The 18,478-nt window shown below is 74.1% G+C and carries 17 protein-coding genes and 6 tRNA genes; 10 read left to right on the top strand and 13 right to left on the bottom strand.

Annotated elements, in window-relative coordinates; translation table 11 throughout:
- Positions 1–1,481: SCO7613 C-terminal domain-containing membrane protein (locus ACFSL4_RS21555; RefSeq protein WP_381085294.1), on the top strand; the 1,481-nt coding region annotated here is incomplete at its 5' end.
- Positions 1,482–2,059: 578 nt separating this feature from the next.
- Here the strand turns inward: ACFSL4_RS21555 and ACFSL4_RS21550 are convergent.
- Positions 2,060–2,131, bottom strand: a tRNA-Val gene (locus ACFSL4_RS21550).
- A gap of 55 nt (positions 2,132–2,186) precedes the next feature.
- On the bottom strand, positions 2,187–2,624 hold the full coding sequence (locus ACFSL4_RS21545) for a TIGR02611 family protein (protein WP_381085291.1): 438 nt from the start codon (positions 2,622–2,624) through the stop codon (positions 2,187–2,189).
- A gap of 190 nt (positions 2,625–2,814) precedes the next feature.
- Between ACFSL4_RS21545 and ACFSL4_RS21540 the strand changes: the two genes are divergently transcribed.
- Positions 2,815–3,228: an SsgA family sporulation/cell division regulator gene (locus ACFSL4_RS21540; RefSeq protein ID WP_003959770.1), complete on the top strand. Its 414-nt coding sequence runs from the start codon at positions 2,815–2,817 to the stop codon at positions 3,226–3,228.
- Positions 3,229–3,533: 305 nt separating this feature from the next.
- Positions 3,534–4,091, top strand: a complete 558-nt coding sequence (locus tag ACFSL4_RS21535; RefSeq protein WP_381085288.1) for a CGNR zinc finger domain-containing protein — start codon at positions 3,534–3,536, stop codon at positions 4,089–4,091.
- A gap of 187 nt (positions 4,092–4,278) precedes the next feature.
- On the opposite strand, the gene ACFSL4_RS21530 is transcribed toward ACFSL4_RS21535, so the two are convergent.
- Both ACFSL4_RS21530 and ACFSL4_RS21525 read right to left on the bottom strand, forming a co-directional pair.
- A complete protein-coding gene (locus tag ACFSL4_RS21530; protein WP_265559548.1) occupies positions 4,279–4,431 on the bottom strand; it encodes a hypothetical protein in 153 nt (50 codons plus the stop codon).
- 161 nt (positions 4,432–4,592) lie between these two features.
- The gene (locus ACFSL4_RS21525) at positions 4,593–5,045 is read right to left on the bottom strand and encodes a hypothetical protein (protein WP_381085285.1); all 453 of its coding nucleotides are present in this window, start codon (positions 5,043–5,045) and stop codon (positions 4,593–4,595) included.
- A gap of 233 nt (positions 5,046–5,278) precedes the next feature.
- Here ACFSL4_RS21525 and ACFSL4_RS21520 point away from each other — a divergent pair, with 233 nt between their 5' ends.
- On the top strand, positions 5,279–5,800 hold the full coding sequence (locus ACFSL4_RS21520) for a DsbA family protein (RefSeq protein WP_381085282.1): 522 nt from the start codon (positions 5,279–5,281) through the stop codon (positions 5,798–5,800).
- A 60-nt stretch (positions 5,801–5,860) separates the two neighbouring features.
- Here the strand turns inward: ACFSL4_RS21520 and ACFSL4_RS21515 are convergent, their stop codons facing one another.
- The 3 genes from ACFSL4_RS21515 to ACFSL4_RS21505 form a co-directional block, all read right to left on the bottom strand.
- Positions 5,861–6,685: a GNAT family N-acetyltransferase gene (locus tag ACFSL4_RS21515; protein ID WP_381085279.1), complete on the bottom strand. Its 825-nt coding sequence runs from the start codon at positions 6,683–6,685 to the stop codon at positions 5,861–5,863.
- An 80-nt stretch (positions 6,686–6,765) separates the two neighbouring features.
- Positions 6,766–7,587, bottom strand: a complete 822-nt coding sequence (locus ACFSL4_RS21510) for an aminotransferase class IV (RefSeq protein ID WP_381085276.1) — start codon at positions 7,585–7,587, stop codon at positions 6,766–6,768.
- 117 nt (positions 7,588–7,704) lie between these two features.
- Positions 7,705–8,751: a chorismate-binding protein gene (locus ACFSL4_RS21505; RefSeq protein ID WP_381085273.1), complete on the bottom strand. Its 1,047-nt coding sequence runs from the start codon at positions 8,749–8,751 to the stop codon at positions 7,705–7,707.
- Between the two features lie 179 nt (positions 8,752–8,930).
- On the opposite strand from ACFSL4_RS21505, the gene ACFSL4_RS21500 reads away from it, so the two are divergent.
- From ACFSL4_RS21500 to ACFSL4_RS21480, 5 genes are all read left to right on the top strand, one after another.
- Positions 8,931–9,003 (top strand) — tRNA-Gly (locus ACFSL4_RS21500).
- Between the two features lie 38 nt (positions 9,004–9,041).
- Positions 9,042–9,115, top strand: a tRNA-Cys gene (locus ACFSL4_RS21495).
- Between the two features lies 1 nt (position 9,116).
- A tRNA-Val gene (locus ACFSL4_RS21490) sits at positions 9,117–9,188 on the top strand.
- 42 nt (positions 9,189–9,230) lie between these two features.
- Positions 9,231–9,302 (top strand) — tRNA-Val (locus tag ACFSL4_RS21485).
- Positions 9,303–9,345: 43 nt separating this feature from the next.
- A tRNA-Val gene (locus ACFSL4_RS21480) sits at positions 9,346–9,417 on the top strand.
- Positions 9,418–9,463: 46 nt separating this feature from the next.
- Here the strand turns inward: ACFSL4_RS21480 and ACFSL4_RS21475 are convergent.
- The 3 genes from ACFSL4_RS21475 to ACFSL4_RS21465 form a co-directional block, all read right to left on the bottom strand.
- Positions 9,464–9,742, bottom strand: a complete 279-nt coding sequence (locus ACFSL4_RS21475) for a TFIIB-type zinc ribbon-containing protein (RefSeq protein WP_381085270.1) — start codon at positions 9,740–9,742, stop codon at positions 9,464–9,466.
- 74 nt (positions 9,743–9,816) lie between these two features.
- Positions 9,817–10,761 carry a phosphotransferase family protein gene (locus ACFSL4_RS21470; protein WP_381085267.1) on the bottom strand — a complete coding sequence of 315 codons (945 nt, stop codon included), beginning with the start codon at positions 10,759–10,761 and terminating at the stop codon, positions 9,817–9,819.
- 665 nt (positions 10,762–11,426) lie between these two features.
- Positions 11,427–11,636 carry a hypothetical protein gene (locus ACFSL4_RS21465; protein WP_381085264.1) on the bottom strand — a complete coding sequence of 70 codons (210 nt, stop codon included), beginning with the start codon at positions 11,634–11,636 and terminating at the stop codon, positions 11,427–11,429.
- A 580-nt stretch (positions 11,637–12,216) separates the two neighbouring features.
- Here ACFSL4_RS21465 and ACFSL4_RS21460 point away from each other — a divergent pair.
- Positions 12,217–13,560, top strand: coding sequence for a serine/threonine-protein kinase (locus tag ACFSL4_RS21460; RefSeq protein WP_381085509.1), 1,344 nt, complete (start codon positions 12,217–12,219; stop codon positions 13,558–13,560).
- Between the two features lie 358 nt (positions 13,561–13,918).
- Here the strand turns inward: ACFSL4_RS21460 and ACFSL4_RS21455 are convergent, their stop codons facing one another.
- The 3 genes from ACFSL4_RS21455 to cobT form a co-directional block, all read right to left on the bottom strand.
- On the bottom strand, positions 13,919–14,737 hold the full coding sequence (locus tag ACFSL4_RS21455; RefSeq protein ID WP_381085261.1) for a TrmH family RNA methyltransferase: 819 nt from the start codon (positions 14,735–14,737) through the stop codon (positions 13,919–13,921).
- Between the two features lie 63 nt (positions 14,738–14,800).
- Positions 14,801–16,033, bottom strand: a complete 1,233-nt coding sequence (cobA, locus tag ACFSL4_RS21450; protein WP_381085259.1) for a uroporphyrinogen-III C-methyltransferase — start codon at positions 16,031–16,033, stop codon at positions 14,801–14,803.
- A 210-nt stretch (positions 16,034–16,243) separates the two neighbouring features.
- On the bottom strand, positions 16,244–18,478 hold a 2,235-nt coding region (cobT, locus tag ACFSL4_RS21445; RefSeq protein ID WP_381085257.1), incomplete at its 5' end, for a nicotinate-nucleotide--dimethylbenzimidazole phosphoribosyltransferase.

Raw genomic sequence — 18,478 nt, 5'->3', positions numbered from 1 at the left:
GCGGGCTGCTCCTGGTGGCGGCCGCCGGGGGCGTTCCGCGCGCGGCGCTGTCCGCCGCGTGGGCGGTACCCGGCTATCTGGTGTGCGGGGTGGCGCTGCTCGCGGCGATGCGCGGACCGGTGCCGGCGCCCGTGCGCCACGGCTTCGCCCGGGCCTCGGGCGCCGTGCAGGTCCTGGCGGTGGCGTGGGCGCTGCCCGTGGTCGTCGTCGCGCTGCTGGGGCCGTTCGGCTGGACCGCACGGATCTGGTCCGGGGCTCCGCAGGACATGCGCGCCGCGGTGACGGTGGACGCGCCCTGGCCGCCTCACGCCGCTACCGCGGCACTGGTGCTCGCGGTCGTCGCGGCGGTGGCGGCCGGTGTCGCCCGCACCCCGACGGCCTGGTGCGCGCAGGCCGCCGCCGGGGCGGTGGCCCTGGCGTGGGCGAGCGCACTCGTCCTCCCGGCCACACTGGAACTGCCTTACGCAGCGGGGCTGTTCGCCCAGGGACTGACGGCGGCGGCGATGCTGGCCGTGGCGGCCTGCGCGCGTCGGACGCCGGTGTCCGCCACCGCCCTGCTCCTGTCCCTCCTCACCGCTGCCGGTCTGGCTCTCCTCTCCCTCCCCTCCCGGGGCGCCACCGTGGCGGTGCCCGCCGCGCTGACCGCGCTCTTGGCGGTCGCCGCCGTGCGCGGGCGGCTGACCGCGGTCTGTGCGAGCGCCTCGCTGGCGGCCGCGACGGGCCTGGCCTGTGCCGTGGGTGCCGTCGCCGGACTGCCCGCCGCGCACATCGCGTTGCCGGTTCTGGCCGTTTCCGCCGCCGCGGCCGTGCTCGCGGCGCGGGTGCCCGGGGCGGCCGTTCCGGTCGAGGCCATGGGCGCTCTCTCGGGGCTGGTGGCCATCGGGCTGGCCGTCACCGACGGACCGGTGCTGGCGCTCGTACTGGCGCTGTGCGGGGTGGTCGCCGCGGGCACCGCCCTGCGCGCGGACCGCCGTGGGGCCGGGTACGTGGCCGCGGCGCTGTTCGTGCCGGCCGCCTGGGTGCGGCTCGCGTGCTGGTCGGTGGGCGCCCCGGAGGCGTACGCCCTGGCGGTGACGGTGCCCGCGCTGGCCGTGGGGTTCGTCCGGCGGCACCGGGACCCCCTGGCCTCGTCCTGGACGGCGTACGGACCGGGGCTCTCGGCGACCCTCGTGCCGAGCCTGCTGACGGCCTGGGGCGACGCGGACCGGCCGCGCCCGCTGCTGCTGGGCGCCGTCGCGCTCGCCCTCACGCTGCTGGGCGCCCGGCACCGCCTCCAGGCTCCGCTCGTCCTCGGCGGCGGCGTCCTGGTACTGGACGCGCTGCATGAACTCGCCCCTTACCTGGTGCAGTTGGCGGGCATACTCCCCCGCTGGCTGCCTCCCGCACTCGCCGGGCTGCTGCTCCTCTCGGTCGGCGCGACCTATGAGCAACGGATCCGTGACGCCCGGAGGGTACGAGAGGCGCTGGGACGAATGCGCTGAGACCGCTCGCGGCGTCCTCTCCCCCGGCAGCGCCAGGTCCCGGCGCGCGAACTGCGCCGCCCGCACGCCGGGGCACGAATTCCCCTTTGGACCTGCGACTTGGATCTCGCCGCTCACCGCTGCCGCCGCAGGTCCGGAGAAATCCAGCTGCGTTCTGGAATACGTCCGGCGGATTTCCACCGCCAGCGGGTCTGAAGCGTCTCCCAAAACGCTGGGCAATCCCGAAAATCCGTTGCGCGGGCCGGTCGGCGCGGAGCGCAGGGGCGGCTGCCCCGTCCCGCGGCGGGCAGCCGTCCGCCAGGGCGCGGACCGGGTCCGCCGGGTGTCCCCCGCCCGTCGCCGCGGGCGGCGCCCTCCGAGTACCGCGAAGCGACCCCGCCTCCGGGCGGCGGGCGCGAACCGCCCCTCCGCCCGGCGGCCCGGGGCCGGCGGTGCACGGCCGCGGCAGCCTGTCTTGATCGCCACGACGGCCCGGCGCGGCGTGGCCGCCGGGCCGCGGCCGCGGCGGGGCAGGGCGGGCATACGAGAAGGGCGGCGCGCCCCGCGTCGTTCGCGAGCACACGCCGCCCTCGGTGCTGTGGGCGATACTGGGATCGAACCAGTGACCTCTTCGGTGTGAACGAAGCGCTCTCCCGCTGAGCTAATCGCCCGGGCGCAGGAAGAAGGTTACCCCATGTCAGGGGGTGCCTCCGACCGCGGACCGGATCACTGGTCCTGGATGTTCCAGGGCATCGCGAGGCCGAACTTCCAGATGTAGACCCCGAGGAGGACGGCCGTGATCGCCACACCGGCCGCCGTCAGGATGAGGTTGCGGCGGCGCACCTTGGGGTCGAGAGCGCGCTGGGCCGCCTCCGTGACTTTGCGCTTCGTCCATCGGAGCACCAGCTGGGCCCAGACGAACTCGGTCGCCCAGATCGCCATGCCGGCGAAGATCACCAGCCAGCCCGGGCCCGGCAGGGGCAGCATCACCACGCCCCCGGCGACGACCGCGAGACCGACCACGAAAACGCCCACCTGCCAGCTCACATGCAGCGCCCGCCGAGCCTTGACGAATTCCGGCGCCCGGGAACCGAGCGCCCGCTCGCCTTCCGGTTCCTGCGCGGCCACGGCGATCTCGCCCCGTTCGTCACTCCCCGTATTCATAACCTCCAACCTACCGGAGAGAAACCGGTCACCGGAATGGTCGTACCGCCCGAACCGCATCTCGGCCGGAAGAGCTACGTAAAGACAGGCAAAACGCTCAGAGGGGTTTACAACGGCACCGTAGGTGGCATGTCGATTTCGCCGACGTGCGAATCCCCGAGCGCACACTGAGCGAAAGGCCTTGGCGCTTATGAACACCACGGTCAGCTGCGAGCTGCACCTGCGCCTCGTTGTGTCGAGCGAGTCCTCACTGCCTGTACCCGCAGGACTGCGGTATGACACGGCCGATCCCTATGCCGTGCACGCCACCTTCCATACCGGAGCCGAGGAAACGGTCGAGTGGGTGTTCGCCCGCGACCTCCTCGCGGAGGGTCTGCACCGGCCCACAGGGACCGGTGACGTCCGCGTCTGGCCGTCCCGCAGTCACGGCCAGGGCGTGGTCTGCATCGCCCTCAGCTCCCCGGAGGGCGAGGCCCTGCTCGAGGCCCCGGCGCGGGCCCTGGAGTCCTTCCTGAAGCGGACGGACGCGGCCGTGCCGCCCGGCACGGAGCACCGCCATTTCGATCTCGACACGGAGCTCTCCCACATCCTGGCGGAGAGCTAGCGCGAGACAGCAAGCCGCCCGGCGCCGTCCACTCGGGGAGACGGCTCGGGCCAGGACAACCGCAAACGGCACACTTGGGCGCCGTCGCCGCGAGCCCACGCGGAGACGGCGCTCAGACATGCACGGAGAGCGACGCGGGCAATTCCCTGCGTGATGGACGAGGGCGGCGGCGGTGGCCGGAAATCGTCGCGGCCGTCACCGGGAGTCCCCGTCTCGGGCTGCGGCGGCCCCCCGGCGGCGGCGAGCCGCTAGGCTCGGCCAGCATCGGCGGGCGCCCGCCCGACCTTCAGGCCAGGGAGCGAAACGTGCTGATCACCCACGACACCCGGTTCGCGCTCGACCTCGTGGTGGATCTGGTGAACACCGCGCCCGAGGGCGACGAGCCGGACGCCCTCCCGGACGTCGCCGCCCTCCACGCCTTCGCGCGCAGCCACCGCCTGAGCGACGTCGGCGTCCTGTCGGAGTTCGACCTCTCGGCGGTGCGCAAGATCCGCGGGCGGTTCGCCGCGGTCTTCTCCGCGGCGGACGCCCGCACCGCGGCCGGGCTGATCAACGAGCTGGTGGCGGCGGCGGGGACCACCCCCCGGCTGACCGACCACGACGGCTACGACTGGCACGTGCACTACTTCGCGCCGGGCGCCTCCCTCGCCGATCACATCGGCGCGGACTGCGGGATGGCGCTGGCGTTCTTCGTGGTGGCCGGGGAGCAGGAGCGGCTGCGCCGCTGCGAGGCGCCCGACTGCCGGCGCGCCTTCGTGGACCTGTCCCGCAATCGTTCCCGCCGCTACTGCGACAGCCGCACCTGCGGCAACCGCCTCCATGTGGCCGCCTACCGGGCGCGCCGGAAGGAAGCGGCGGGCTGAGCGGCGAGCCGTGGGGGGGGAGGGGGACGAGCGGCGACGGCATGGACGCCGATGGGGACACGGAGCGGGGACGACCGGGCGCACCCGAGCGGGGCGGCCGGCCACGACCGGGGGAACGGTGCGCCGCGATGCGGTGGCGGGGCTGACGGAGCCCTCGGCGGGTGACGCCAGGGGCTCCGCATACGGCTCAGAGCAGCAGCAGGTCGTGCAGTGATGCCATGAGCAGCAGACAGCCGATCACCGCAAGGAAGATCATCAGCGGTGGCTGGGAAAGCGCGAAGAGACAACCCCGGCGCTCCTCGGGAGGAGCAACGGTGTCACTCTGGGTTCTGTCCAGCATCTCGCGGCGATGATGGCGCAGTCGGCACCCGCAACGCGATCAACACGCCCGGAATGTCAGGGAGTTCGCCAATATCCGCCCCGTGCGGAACGAAGATGATCTCGGTGTGCGCCCCTGTGATCATCGGGCGTCGTGGTCCGACCGCCGTGCCGTTTCAAGCGTCATATGCCGTGCTTCTTGAGGATGGCCTCGATGTCGCTGAAGTCGTCCGGGCTGTCGGTCTTCCGGGGCGAGGCCGTGGGCCCGATCGCCCTCCTGTCCCCGGTGCCCCCTGCGCCCAGCGCGGGCCCGGAGGCCGAGGGGGCCTCCTGCTGCCGCTGTGCGGCCTTCGCCTCCCTGCGCTCCTTGCGGGTCCCGCCGCCCCGGCGCTCCACGGCGCGTGTGGCCGCGAACAGGAGCCAGGCGGCGCCCAGCACACCGAAGCCCGCCCATGCGGTGGGGCTGAACGCGGTGTCGGCCAGCCAGCCCACGACCCCCGCCATCACCAGACCGACGGGCACGAGCGCGTACGCGGCGATGCGGGCCGCCGCGAGGAATCGCTTGCGATAGGCCGTGACCGCGGCGATGCCCAGGCCGGCCGCGGAGACGGCGGAGCATACTGTCTCGGCGATCATCCGGTCCTCCAGGCGGTGGTCGGTCGGGCAGGGTGGGTTCGTCCTCTCCATCCTGCACCGCCCCGCACCCGGTGCGCCACGGCCGGACCGGACATCGGGGACATCTCCGGGTCGGCTCCTCCCCAGGGTGCGGGCCCGCCTCCACCCCTGACACCACGGGACCCGGCCGCCCCTCTGCCCCGGCCGCGGGGGCACGTTCGGGACACCCCGCCGATGCTGGGAGACTGGTGACCATGAGTGACTCCTCCCCCGCGCCCACCGCCCCCGTTCTGGAAGTGTGGTGCGAGCTGCAGTGTCCCGACTGCCGCAGCGCCCTCGACGACCTGCGCGCGCTGCGCGCCCGGTACGGCGACCGGCTGGAGCTGCGGCTGCGCCACTTCCCGCTCGACAAGCACCGGTACGCCTTCGCCGCCGCGCAGGCCGCCGAGGAGGCGCTGGAGCAGGGGCGGGGCTGGGCGTACATCGAGGCCGTGCTCGGGCGGGTCGAGGAACTGGACCGGAAGGGAGAGGCGCTCCTCGTGGAGGTGGCCGGCGAACTCGGCCTTGACGCCGAGGAGTTCGACACGGCACTGATCGACGGCCGGCACATCCTGGTCGTCGACGCCGATGTGGCCGAGGGGAAGGCGATCGGCGTCACCGGCACCCCGACGTACGTCATCGGGGGCGAGCGCCTCGACGGCGGCAGGAGCCAGGAAGGGCTGCGCGAGCGCATCGAGGCGTTCGCGGACCGGCTGCTGGCCGAGCGGGAGGTCTGACCTCCCGGGACCGCGCCCTCCCGCTCCCGGCGTCGGCCTGCCCCCGACGCCGTCCGGCGGTCACACCAGCGGCTTGTAGAGCATGTACTGCGTCGTCTCGTACCCGAGCGACTCGTACAACCGCTCGGCCGGGGTGTTCCCCGCGAACACGTTGAGCCCGAGGACCCGGCAGCCGGCGGTGATCGCCTGGATCTCCGCCAGCAGCATGAGCGTGCGCCCGTGCCCCCGGCCGCGGTGAGCCGGATCGGCCTCGACGTCGAAGACGTGGGCGCCCTCCTCGCGCAGCCCCGTCCACAGGGTGCCCACCCGCGTCCCCTCGTGCTCCAGGACGCTGAACCGCATGTTCTCGGTGGCGAGCCCCTGCGGCAGGAACTGCTCGTGGTCTCGGCGGGCCCGGGCGTACGCCTCGGCCTCCGGCACACCCCGCTCCATCCAGGTGCGCGCGTAGTGCTCCGCCTGGGTCGTCTGCCACGCGTCGTACTCGGCCCGGGTCATGGACCGCGCGCCGCTGCCGGGGGGCAGCTCGGGCGGGATGTCGCCGAGCCGCTTCCGCATGCCCCGGTTGCGGAGGACGTAACCGAGCGTGTGCGTGAGCCGCAGCGCCGCCTCCGCGTCCCCGGGCACGCCGGCCTCGATCCGGTGGCAGCCCCAGCCGCGCGCCACCTCTTCCGCGGCGAGCGCGGCCACCGTGCCCCGCCCGCGGCGCCGGTCCGGCTCCTCGATGCGCAGGTCCAGGATCTGGGCCACCGACTCGCCGAAGGCGGGAGAGGTGCCGAGGTGGATCACGCCCACGGGGCGGCCGTTCACACACACCTGGTACCGGCGGGAGAGCGTCCCGTCGGTCGCGCGCTGAAGCGGCTCGGTCGGCCGCAGGGTCGTGGTCATCACGGGTGTTCTACACGGCCGGTGCGCTTGCGTCATCCCATATTGCCCGCCCTGGCGGTCCCCGACGGGGCTCGTGGGGATCAGGGATCCAGGTCGTCGCCGGACCGCTCGTCGAAGATCCGCATGGCCTTGGCGGTCACCGGTCCCGGCGCGCCCGGCAGTTCACGGCCGTCGACCCGGTGGACGGCCTGGACGTCCCGCAGCGTGGAGGTGAGGAACACCTCCTCCGCGTGCTCCAGGACGTCCAGCGGAAGGTCGCTCTCCTTGGCCCCGGTCCACTCGGCGGTGAGCGCACGTGTGACGCCCGCGAGGCAGCCGGAGGACAGCGGCGGGGTGTGGATCTCGCCGTCGAGGACGACGAAGACGTTGGACCCGGTGCCCTCGCAGAGCTGTCCGACCGTGTTGGCGAACAGCGCCTCGGATGCGCCCTGTCGGGAGGCCCGGGCGAGCGCGACGACGTTCTCGGCGTACGAGGTGGTCTTGAGACCGGCCAGTGCTCCGCGCTCGTTGCGGGTCCAGGGCACGGTGATCACGGCGGTGGAGTCGGGGCGCCGGGCGGCCTCGCCGAGGGCGACGACGAGGGTCGGGCCCGCGTCGCCGCGGTCGGAGCCGAGCGGCCCGTGACCGCCGGTGTAGGTGATCCGCAGACGGCCCAGAGGCATGGGGTTGGCTTCCAGCACGGCGGCACAGGCGCGGCGGACCTCGTCCAGGTCGGGGTCCGCGAGGCCCAGGCCGCGCGCCGAGCGGGTGAGCCGGTCGAGATGGCGGCTCAGCGCGAAGGGCCGCCCGTGCGTGGCCTTGACGGTCTCGAAGACGCCGTCGCCGACGGTCAGTCCGTGGTCGAGGACGGAGACGCGGGCGGACTCGAGGTCCTGCAGCCTGCCGTCGAGCCAGAGCTTCACTGGTGATACCTCGCAAGGTGGTGGTGGAAGCGTCCTCCGACGCATGTGCCCGGCCGGGCTCCGCGCCGGCGGCGCCCCCGGACGGGACGTGCCCCGGACGGGCACGGCACGCGGGGGTCACCGCGATCCCGTGTCCTGGTACTCCCCCGACGCTACCGCGAGCAGCCGGGCGGCCTTCAGCTCGGTCTCGCGCCACTCGCCCTCGGGGTCGGAGCCCCAGGTGATGCCCGCTCCGGCGCCGAAGCGCAGCACGGCCGCGCCGTCGGCGGTGCGGTCGATCCAGAAGGTGCGGATGCCGACGGCCAGCTGGCCCACCCGCCGGTCCGCGTCGACCCAGCCGATCGCGCCGCAGTAGGGACCGCGGGGCGCGCTCTCCAGGGCGTCGATGATCCGCAGGGAGCTCGACTTGGGGGCGCCGGTGATCGACCCTGCCGGGAACGTGGCGGCGAGCAGTTCGGGCCAGCCGGCGTCCGGGCGCAGTTCCCCGCGGACCGTGGACACGAGGTGGACCAGGCCGGGGTGCTTCTCGACGGCGCACAGGTCGGGGACGGTCACGCTGCCGGTGATGCAGACCCGCCCGAGGTCGTTGCGGACGAGGTCAACGATCATCACGTTCTCGGCGTGGTCCTTCTCCAGGAACTCCGCCTCGGTGGTCGCCGTTCCCTTGATCGGACCGGACTCGACGACGCGGTCGGCACGGCGCAGGAACAGCTCGGGGGACGCGGTGGCCGTCTCGACGCCGTGCTCCGGCAGGCGAATCGTTCCCGCGTAGGGGGCCGGGTTGCCGCGCGCCAGCACGGCGGTCAGGGCGTCCACATCGGCGTCGGACGCGATCGGCGCGGACAGCACGCGGCAGAGGTTCACCTGGTAGACCTCGCCGGCCGCGATGTGCTCGCGGATCCGCCGCACGCCCGCGGTGTACGCGACGCGGTCGAGCGAGGACGTCCAGTCACCGGCAGCCGGGCCCCGCCACCGGCCCGGCGCGGGAACGGGCACGGGCTCCTCCCGCACATCGCCGAAGCGGGCGCAGGTCAGACGCCCTTCGTAGTCCGCGCAGACGGCCCAGAAGCCGGTGGAGTCGAGCGCCGCGGGATCGCTGGTGACATCGAGGAGACCGGTCGCGACGCGGTCGCCGAACCGGGCGAGGGGAGGCAGGTCGAGCACGCAGCCGAGTCTATGGCCGATGACCGGTGAGCGGCCCGGACATGCACCCACGGGTGCCCCGACCACGTCCTCGCCCGGGCGCAGGGCAGCACGCTGCGCAAACGCGTTTTTGTACTGGCCCCGGAATCCGCTAGAGTTCAACACGTCGCCCGGCACGCGGAAGCGTACCGAAACGACAGGCGGACGTAGCTCAGTTGGTAGAGCGCAACCTTGCCAAGGTTGAGGTCGCGAGTTCGAGCCTCGTCGTCCGCTCGAGGGAACCAGGGGATCTCCCGACCCCCTGCACTCCTGGTGGAGTGGCCGAGAGGCGAGGCAACGGCCTGCAAAGCCGTCTACACGGGTTCAAATCCCGTCTCCACCTCCAAGGACGATTAGCTCAGCGGGAGAGCGCTTCCCTGACACGGAAGAGGTCACTGGTTCAATCCCAGTATCGTCCACTGGTTCGTACGGGCCCGCAGCATCGGTCCGCTCGGATCCTGGCGCGATTAGCTCAGCGGGAGAGCGCTTCCCTGACACGGAAGAGGTCACTGGTTCAATCCCAGTATCGCGCACGCGGCACCTACGGTCGTCTCCCCGGAACGAGCGTGGTCACCAGGACGATTAGCTCAGCGGGAGAGCGCTTCCCTGACACGGAAGAGGTCACTGGTTCAATCCCAGTATCGTCCACACACCGAAGCCCCCGGCCCTGCGGCCGGGGGCTTCTTCGTGCGGCTCAGCTGGAGAACAGCATATGGCCGAAGCTCTTGTGCCGGTGGCGTCCGTAGTGTCCGTGATGGCCGCCGTGCTGAGCACCCCAGGCGGGCGCAGCCGGGTAGGCCTGCGGGGCGGCCGGGGGCGGCGGGACGGGCTGCGCCCACTGGGCCTCCAGGCGGGTCAGCGCCTCCAGCTCCCCGAAGTCCAGGAAGATGCCGCGGCATCCGCTGCACTGCTCGATCTGGACGCCGTTGCGGTTGTACGTGTGCATCGGCGCATGACACTTCGGACACTGCATACTCGGCTCAACTCCTCGCCGGTCGGTGGGGCTTCGCCAGGTAGGGACTCGGTCCGGCCCTGGTCGGTTGCAGCCTATGCCGTGGACCCCCGCGCCAGCCCCGGCGGAATGATGACCATTCGGACACAGGCGTCGACGACCGCGCGCTCCACCTCGTCCAGGGAACGGCCCGCCGCCACGGACTTGGCGATGGCCCGGGCCGCGGTCTGCACGGTGAGCGCACGGGCCGGGACGTCGAGCACGGGCCAGGGGTCGCCGGCGGGCGGGACGGCCGGGCCGCCCGCCTGCCGATAGGCGGTCAGGAAGCGGGACCACTCCTCGGGCGGCAGCAGGCCGCAGGCGTACCAGGCGGCCGGGCGGGCCAGGTCCCACACGGGATCGCCCACGCCGAGGTCGTCGACGTCGATGAGGAGCCAGGGGCCGGTGCCCGCGGGCCGGCGGACGAGCTGGCCGAGATGGAGGTCGCCGTGGCAGAGGGTGCCGCCGGGCGGCATGGGTGCCTCGTCACGGGCCCAGGCGGGCAGGGCGGTCCAGGCCCGCAGCACGGGTTCGGCGGCGGGGTGGGGGCCGGCCTCCCGCAGGCGCCGGATCGCGCGCGCGGCCTTGGCGGGGCCGCGCATGGGCGGGAGGCCGGCGGGAGCGGGGGCCGTGTGCAGCCGGGCCAGGAGGGCGGCGGCCGCCTCCCAGGGCGCGGCCTGCGGGACGTCGGGATCGACCGGACTGCCGTGGGGCCAGAAGGTCACGAGGCGGCCGTGGAGATCGACGGGGGCGGGGCGGAGCGGGGCGAGCAGCGTACCGGGAAGCCGCGCGGCGGTGGCGAGGCGGAGGGAGAGCGCGGCGGGATCGGTGCCGGGGGCATGGGCCTTGGCGACGGTGCCCCCGTGACGGACCACGGTGGCGTCGTCGCGGTCGGCCAGAACGGTACCGGGGGTGGGACAGGCGCAGGCCGTCCCGGCGTCGCCGTGCGCCGCGCCGTGCGCCGCGGCGAACAGCGCGGGCAGTAGGACGGCTGCGGTCACGGGTCCTCCGGGGTGCGTACGGCCCTGTAGCGGGGAGCGTACGCGGACGTGGCCCGGCGAGGGTGACGGAGCTGGTGCCAGTGCCCCGGCAGGCGACGTCTGCCCGTCGATGAGCGGCGTCGTAGGGGCACCGCCCGATGGCGTCCCGCCGGGTGGTGCAGCCGGTCAACGGACCGGAACTCGCAGGTCACGCCGGGTACTTCGACCGGCTGGGCGCTCCCGGCCCCTGACCGGGCTGCTTCGCGTGCCGCGCCGGCGGGGAGAGCACCGCGAGCCGGGTACCAAAGGACGAAGCGCCTGATCGCTCACACCACCTCGCGGACGCGACCCACCGCCCGCGCAAGCGGAACCGGGCGTGGGGGAGCGTGCTCTCGGCGTGCCGGCCGGAAGTCCCCGTACCGGACGTACCCGGGCTCTCGGCCGGTGCGGCGAGTGGGGGTGCCCCCTGCTCGAAGAGCCCGGGGGAGCGTGCCGGGCGTCGCACGGCAGACGGCAATGTGGCGACAGGGCCCGGCGGCCGACGGCCCGTGGCCACGCGCATAGAGAACGCCCGCGCAGCTCCCCAGCTGCGCGGGCGTCTGTGCCGTCCGCCGCACCCCCGTCCCCACGGGGTTTCATGGGTGGATGTCCCCGCCCGGACCGCTCTTCCGGGCCTGGGGCGCCGCTCAGCGCCCCAGCATCACACCCACGGACGACGCCTGTGTGACCACTGCCTCCCAGCCGCCGAAGGCGTACACGAGCAGGGCCGCGAGGGGAAGGACCATCGCGGTCGCCACCAACGGGTGGCGGCGGCCCTGGCGGTGGGTGCCGGACGCGGCGCCGTACGCCCTGCGTCCCTGCGCCCCGATCAGTGTCCGCGGTGCCGTGTGGGCCATGGTCCCTCTCCTGACCGTTGTGCTGTTGTTCGGCAGCGGCGGGTGTCTGACCTCGGGGGACGAGTGCTGCACCCGCCGCTTGACCCCAAATCTAGGCGCCGGGCGGGTGGGGGTCGTCATGCCTTCGTATCGATTGCCTGGCCTCCCGGAGGATGAGCGATGACCTGCGGCCTACTCCCCTGGGTGGAGACCGGGACCTACGTCTCAGGGTCTTCCCCGAGGGGACGCCGGAGCGTGCGGCGCCCCTGCCGGGTGACCTCGCTCACGTCCGCCGCCGCCCCGCGCACGGCGGCCCTTGCCCGGCGGTCCGCCACGCCCGTCGGCACCTCGGGGGCGCACGCCGTGCCCCCGAGCCGACGGCCGTTCCCACACGATCGATCCTCGCGCCCAATCCCTCTTTCCTTGTAGGGACGTTGGAGTCACGGGCGGCGCGTCGCCGTCCCGTTCGGGCCCGTTCTGACCGCCTTTCACGTTCCGCGCGCGGCACTGACAATCGATCGGGGGGAGAGGGCGCGGCCTCTGCGCGCACCCCGCCGTGGAAACGTAAGCTGTGGCTCGTCAGACGGACCGGGCAGCGGGGATGGACATGGCGATGATGCGCCTGAGGCGTGAGGACCCGCGTGTCGTCGGCTCGTTCAGGATTCACCGGCGGCTCGGCGCGGGCGGTATGGGCGTCGTCTACCTGGGTTCCGACAAGCGGGGGCAGCGGGTCGCGCTGAAGGTGATCCGGCCGGACCTGGCGGAGGATCAGGAGTTCCGGTCGCGGTTCGCGCGCGAGGTCTCCGCCGCACGGCGGATCCGCGGCGGGTGCACGGCGCGGCTGGTGGCCGCCGATCTGGAGGCGGAGCGCCCCTGGTTCGCCACGCAGTACGTGCCCGGCCCCTCCCTGCACGACAAGGTGGCCGAGGAGGGACCGCTCGCGGCCGCCGAGGTGGCCACGGTGGGCGCCGCCCTCTCCGAGGGGCTGGTGGCGGTGCACGAGGCCGGGGTCGTCCACCGCGATCTGAAGCCGTCCAACATCCTGCTGTCCCCGAAGGGGCCGCGGATCATCGACTTCGGCATCGCCTGGGCGACGGGCGCCTCGACGCTCACCCACGTCGGCACGGCCGTCGGGTCGCCCGGCTTCCTCGCCCCCGAGCAGGTGCGCGGCGCCGCCGTCACCCCCGCCACGGACGTGTTCTCGCTGGGAGCCACGCTGGCCTACGCGGCGACCGGCGACTCCCCCTTCGGGCACGGCAGTTCCGAGGTGATGCTCTACCGGGTCGTGCACGAGGAGCCGCTGCTGCACGGCGTGCCGGACGCGCTGGCACCGCTCGTCCGGGCCTGTCTGGCGAAGGACCCCGAGGAGCGCCCCAGCACGCTCCAACTGTCGCTGCGGCTCAAGGAGATCGCGGCCCGGGAGGCGCAGGGACTCGGGGACGTGCGACCGCCCGCGCAGCGCGGCGGGGCCGACCGGTCCTCGGCCCGGCCGACGGAGCAGTACGCCGAGCAGCGCACCGAGCGCCGCCCCCAGGGAGCGGGTGCTCCCCCGTCCCGGGGCAGCGGCCGGCGGCCGGGCACCCGTCCGGCGGCCACACAGCGCGGCACGACCCGATCCGGCACCACGCCCCGCGCCACGGGCACCACCCGCACCGGAGGGCGGCCCGCGCCGCGCAGCGGGGCCGGACGGCCGGCGCCCCGGAACACCGGTACCGGGCTGCGCCCGGCAAACCCGCGACTGCTGCGCCAGCGGCTCTTCGTGTTCGTCGTGGTGACCCTGCTGGTGGCGCTGGGCATCGCGGCGGCCCAGGGCTGCCAGGGGCCGGCACGCGGGCTGGACGACGGGAGCGTGCGCAAGGACCGACGGCAGGAGCAGTCGTACGCGCCTTCGCGCGAGGGCCTGTCGGCCGTCCGGTACGGGAGCGGGCAGAGCCGGGCAGGCTGAACGGCGGTGACCGTGGCCCGGCACAGACGCGGTGACCCTGGCCCGCGCGCAGGAACGCGGGGACCACGGCCCGCGCACAGGGGGACACGGTGACCACGGCCCGCACCGCCCCGGTCCGCGCTCCGGACACGGCAGTGCCCGCCCTGGCCGCGCCTTCCACGACCGGCGCGCCCGCAGCCGCTGCCCCGGTCGCGGCCGCCGGGCCCGTGACCGCGGCCCCGATCTCCGTCAGAGGCGGGGCAGGGTCCGTCCGAAGAACTCGCGGTCGCCCTCGATGACGGGGGTCCGTCTCGGCACTCCGCCGCCACGACCCGGCAGACCTCGCCGGCCTCGCGGGGCCGGCATCGACTCCGGCGGCTCAGAACCGGGGGCGGCCGGTGGCCACCGCGTAGAAGGCGACGGCGGCGGCCGCGCCCACGTTGAGGGAGTCGACGCCGTGGGCCATGGGAATGCGGACCCATTCGTCCGCGGCGACCAGTGCCTGCGTGGACAGGCCGTCGCCCTCCGCGCCGAGCATCAGCGCGACACGGTCCATCCGGTGCGGTGCCGCCTCGTCGAGCGTCTTGGCCTTCTCGTCGGGGGTGAGCGCGAGAAGCGTGAAGCCCGCCTCGCGGACCGCCTCCAGGCCCTTGGGCCAGGTGTCGAGGCGGGCGTAGGGCACCGAGAAGACCGCGCCCATGGACACCTTCACGCTGCGGCGGTAGAGCGGGTCGGCGCAGTCGGGCGACAACAGGACCGCGTCCATGCCGAGGGCCGCGGCCGAACGGAAGATCGCGCCGATGTTGGTGTGGTCGTTCACGGATTCCATGACCACGACCCGGCGGGCGGTCGCCAGGAGCTCGTCCGCCGCCGGCAGCGGCTTGCGCTGCATCGAGGCGAGCGCCCCACGGTGCACGTGGTAGCCGGTGACCTGTTCGGCGAGCTCCGGGCTGACCGCGTAGACCGGGGCCGGGAGTTCGTCGATGACGTCGCGCATGACGTCGACCCACTTGGCCGACAGCAGCATGGAGCGCATCTCGTAGCCCGCGGCCTTGGCCCGTCTGATGACCTTCTCGCCCTCGGCGATGAACAACCCCTCGGCCGGCTCGCGCTTGCGGCGCAGCTCCACGTCGGTCAGGCCCGTGTAGTCGCGCAGACGCGGGTCGTCGGCGTCCGCAACGGTGATGAGATCAGCCACAGGGTGATACTGCCTTGTCCTGGGAGCGGTGCCAACGGCTGGAACGGGACGTGTTACCCCGGGTTACTCCACGGGGCGGGGTCCCTCCTTCACCACGTCCCCGATGACGATGACCGCCGGGGGCCGCACATCCTGGGCCCGGACGGTCTCGGCGACCGTCGCCAGGGTGGCGTCGACGCGGCGCTGGGCGGCCGTCGTGCCCTCCTGGACCAGGGCCACCGGGGTGCCGGGCGCCCTGCCGTGGGCGACGAGCGTCTCGGCGATCTTCCCGATCTTGTCCACGCCCATGAGGATCACCAGCGTTCCGGTGAGCCTCGCCAGCGCGGGCCAGTCGACCAGCGAGCGCTCGTCGTCGGGGGCGACATGCCCGCTGACCACCGTGAACTCATGGGCGACACCGCGGTGGGTGACGGGGATGCCGGCCGCACCCGGGACCGAGATCGAGCTGGAGATGCCCGGCACCACCGTGCACGGGATGCCCGCCTCGGCGAGCGCCTGGACCTCCTCCATGCCGCGGCCGAAGACGAAGGGGTCGCCGCCCTTGAGGCGTACGACCGACTTCCCCTGCTTGGCATGCTCGATCAGCGCGTTGTTGATGGCCTCCTGGGCCATGAAACGGCCGTACGGGATCTTCGCCGCGTCGATGACCTCGACGTGCGGCGGGAGTTCGGCGAGCAGGTCACGGGGGCCGAGGCGGTCGGCGATGACCACGTCGGCCTCGGCGAGCAGCCGCCGGCCGCGGACCGTGATCAGGTCCGGGTCGCCGGGGCCGCCGCCCACCAGCGCGACACCGGCGGTACGGGTGCGATGGTGCGGGGCGACCAGCGTGCCGTCGCGCAGGCCCTCGACCACGGCGTCGCGGATCGCGGCGGTGTGCCGGGGGTCGCGGCCCTTGGCCGCGGTGGTCAGGACCGCCACCGTGACGCCCTCGCTGTGCCCCGTCGCGGGGGTCCAGGCGGTCGCCGCGTCGGCGTCGTCGGCGCGGACGCACCACACCCGGTGCCTCTCGGCCTCCGCCGAGGCCCGCGCGTTCGCCTCGCGGTCGCTGGTGGCGATCAGGGCGTACCAGGCGCCCTCCAGATCCCCGGGTTCGTACGTGCGCCTCACCCAGGTGATCTCGCCGGAGTCCGCCATGGCCTCCACCGAGGGGGTGGCCCGGGGGGACACGAGCCGGACGTCCGCGCCGGCCGCGATCAGCGCGGGAAGCCGGCGCTGGGCGACCTGGCCGCCGCCGAGCACGACCACACGACGGCCGGTCAGGCGCAGCCCTACGGGGTAAGGGGGGTGTTCGGCCATGGCTGTGCGGCTCCTCGTCCAGGCGGTGCGAAACGGGGCCTCTACGGCTTTGGAGCGGCCCTGACGTGGGAATTTTATGCGCCGGATGGCTGATCGCAGTGGCGGGTACGGGTGCGCGGGCGGTCCTGCCGGGACGTTGCGCGGGCCTCGGCGCGACCGCCGCCGCGCCCCGTACGGGCGGGTTTGGGGCCGCGCGGCCCCAAACCCGCCCTACTTCTCGGTGACGCCCGCCGAGTCGAACGTCGCCACCTCGTGCATCGCCCTCGCCGCACTCTGCACGAGCGGCAGCGCGAGGAGCGCGCCCGTGCCCTCGCCGAGGCGCAGGTCCAGGTCGACCAGCGGGCGCAGACCCAGCCTGTTGAGGGCGGCCACATGGCCCGGCTCCGCACTGCGGTGGCCGGCGATGCAGGCCGCGAGGACCTCGGGGGCGATCGCCCGGGCCACGAGGGCGGCGGCGCCCGCGCTGACGCCGTCGAGGATCACCGGCGTGCGCAGCGACGCGCCGCCGAGCAGCAGGCCCACCATGGCCGCGTGCTCCAGACCACCGAAGGCCGCGAGGACACCGATGGGGTCGGCCGGATCCGGCTGGTGGAGTTCGATGGCGCGCCGGACGACCTCCGTCTTCCGGGCCAGCGTCTCGTCGTTGATGCCCGTGCCCCGGCCGGTCACCTCGGACGGGTCGGTGTCCGTGAAGACCGCGATCAGGGCGGCCGAGGCCGTCGTGTTCGCGATGCCCATCTCGCCGGTGAGCAGCGCCTTGCTACCCGCCGCCACCAGGTCGCGGGCCGTCTCGATGCCGACCTCGATGGCCTGCTTGACCTCTTCGCGGGTGAGCGCGGGGCCGGTCGTCATGTCGGCCGTGCCCGCGCGGACCTTGCGCGGCAGCAGGCCCGGGGTCGCGGGCAGGTCGGCGGCCACGCCCACGTCGACCACGCACACCTCGGCGCCCACCTGGCCCGCGAAGGCGTTGCAGACCGCGCCGCCGCCGAGGAAGTTGGCGACCATCTGGGCCGTCACCTCCTGGGGCCAGGGGGTGACGCCCTGGGCGTGCACCCCGTGGTCGCCCGCGAAGATCGCGACGGCCGCGGGCTCGGGAACCGGCGGCGGACACTGCCGGGACAGGCCCGACAGCTGCGCGGAGATGATCTCCAGCATGCCGAGGGCGCCCGCGGGCTTGGTCATGCGCTTCTGCCGCTCCCACGCCTCGCCGAGCGCCTTGGCGTCCAGCGGGCGGATGCCCGCCACGGTCTCGGCGAGCAGGTCGTGCGGCTCCTCGCCGGGCAGCGCCCGGCGGCCGTAGGTCTCCTCGTGCACGACCCAGGACAGCGGGCGGCGCTTGGACCAGCCCGCCTGCATCAGCTCGGGCTCCTCCGGGAACTCGTCGACGTAGCCCACGCAGAGGTAGGCGACGACCTCCAGATGCTCGGGCAGCCCGAGGGCGCGGACCATCTCGCGCTCGTCGAAGAAACTGACCCAGCCCACGCCGAGGCCCTCCGCGCGGGCCGCGAGCCACAGGTTCTCGACGGCGAGCGCGGAGGAATAGGGGGCCATCTGCGGCTGGGTGTGCCGGCCGAGGGTGTGGCGGCCGCCGCGCGTCGGGTCGGCGGTGACCACGATGTTCACCGGGGTGTCGAGGATGGCCTCGATCTTCAGTTCCTTGAACTGCTTCGCCCGGCCCTTGGGCAGCGACTTGGCATACGCCTCGCGCTGGCGCTGCGCCAGCTCGTGCATGGTGCGGCGCGTCTCGGCGGAGCGGATGACGACGAAGTCCCACGGCTGGGAGTGGCCCACGGAGGGTGCCGTGTGGGCGGCCTCCAGGACACGCAGCAGCACCTCGTGCGGGATCGGGTCGCTGCGGAAGCCGTTGCGGATGTCACGGCGCTCACGCATCACGCGCAGCACGGTCTCACGCTCGGCGTCGTCGTAACCGGGCGCCGCCGGGCCGGTGGACTGTCGTGCGTCTTCCACTGCGGCGGTGCTCTCTTCCTGGTCGGCGGCCCGGGTGTCCAGGTCCTCCGCCTGCTGTGCGGCCACGGGCTCCGGGGCCGGGGCCCCGCCCTCGCGGGGGGCGGGCACGGCGACGACGGGCTCCGCCGCCGGTGCGACGGTCGCCGGCTCGCCCGCCCCGGCCGCGGGGGGTTCCCCGGTCCCGGGCTGCTCGTGCGGGGGCGCGGGCGGGACGCTCAGGGCATGCGGCGGGGTGGGGGCCAGGTGCGGGGCGGTCGGCACCGTGCCCTCGACGGGCACGAACCGGCCGAACGACTGGTCCGACTGAGGCTCGGAGGAGCCCACGGCCGGCTCACCGGTCGCGTGCTGCTCGCCGTGGGCCCCGCCGGCGGACGCCTGGGGCTCCGCGGCGGCGACGACGCCCACGGGCACGGGCTGGCCGGGCCCGGCGACCGCGGGCTGCTCCTGCGGGACGGGGAACTCCTGCGCGGGGTCGGG

This window comes from Streptomyces caeni (genome assembly GCF_042678285.1).
Classification (GTDB): domain Bacteria; phylum Actinomycetota; class Actinomycetes; order Streptomycetales; family Streptomycetaceae; genus Streptomyces; species Streptomyces caeni.
Note: the sequence above shows the minus strand (reverse complement) of the source record. Positions and strands in the feature narration are given on the sequence as shown.

Bases quoted from the DNA above. Each gene is read 5' to 3' on its own strand.
- ACFSL4_RS21545 (WP_381085291.1), bottom strand. From the start codon at position 2,624: ATGAATACGGGGAGTGACGAACGGGGCGAGATCGCCGTGGCCGCGCAG.
- ACFSL4_RS21540 (WP_003959770.1), top strand. From the start codon at position 2,815: ATGAACACCACGGTCAGCTGCGAGCTGCACCTGCGCCTCGTTGTGTCG.
- ACFSL4_RS21530 (WP_265559548.1), bottom strand. From the start codon at position 4,431: ATGCTGGACAGAACCCAGAGTGACACCGTTGCTCCTCCCGAGGAGCGC.
- ACFSL4_RS21525 (WP_381085285.1), bottom strand. From the start codon at position 5,045: ATGATCGCCGAGACAGTATGCTCCGCCGTCTCCGCGGCCGGCCTGGGC.
- ACFSL4_RS21520 (WP_381085282.1), top strand. From the start codon at position 5,279: ATGAGTGACTCCTCCCCCGCGCCCACCGCCCCCGTTCTGGAAGTGTGG.
- ACFSL4_RS21515 (WP_381085279.1), bottom strand. From the start codon at position 6,685: ATGACCACGACCCTGCGGCCGACCGAGCCGCTTCAGCGCGCGACCGAC.
- ACFSL4_RS21475 (WP_381085270.1), bottom strand. From the start codon at position 9,742: ATGCAGTGTCCGAAGTGTCATGCGCCGATGCACACGTACAACCGCAAC.
- ACFSL4_RS21465 (WP_381085264.1), bottom strand. From the start codon at position 11,636: ATGGCCCACACGGCACCGCGGACACTGATCGGGGCGCAGGGACGCAGG.
- ACFSL4_RS21460 (WP_381085509.1), top strand. From the start codon at position 12,217: ATGGACATGGCGATGATGCGCCTGAGGCGTGAGGACCCGCGTGTCGTC.
- cobA (WP_381085259.1), bottom strand. From the start codon at position 16,033: ATGGCCGAACACCCCCCTTACCCCGTAGGGCTGCGCCTGACCGGCCGT.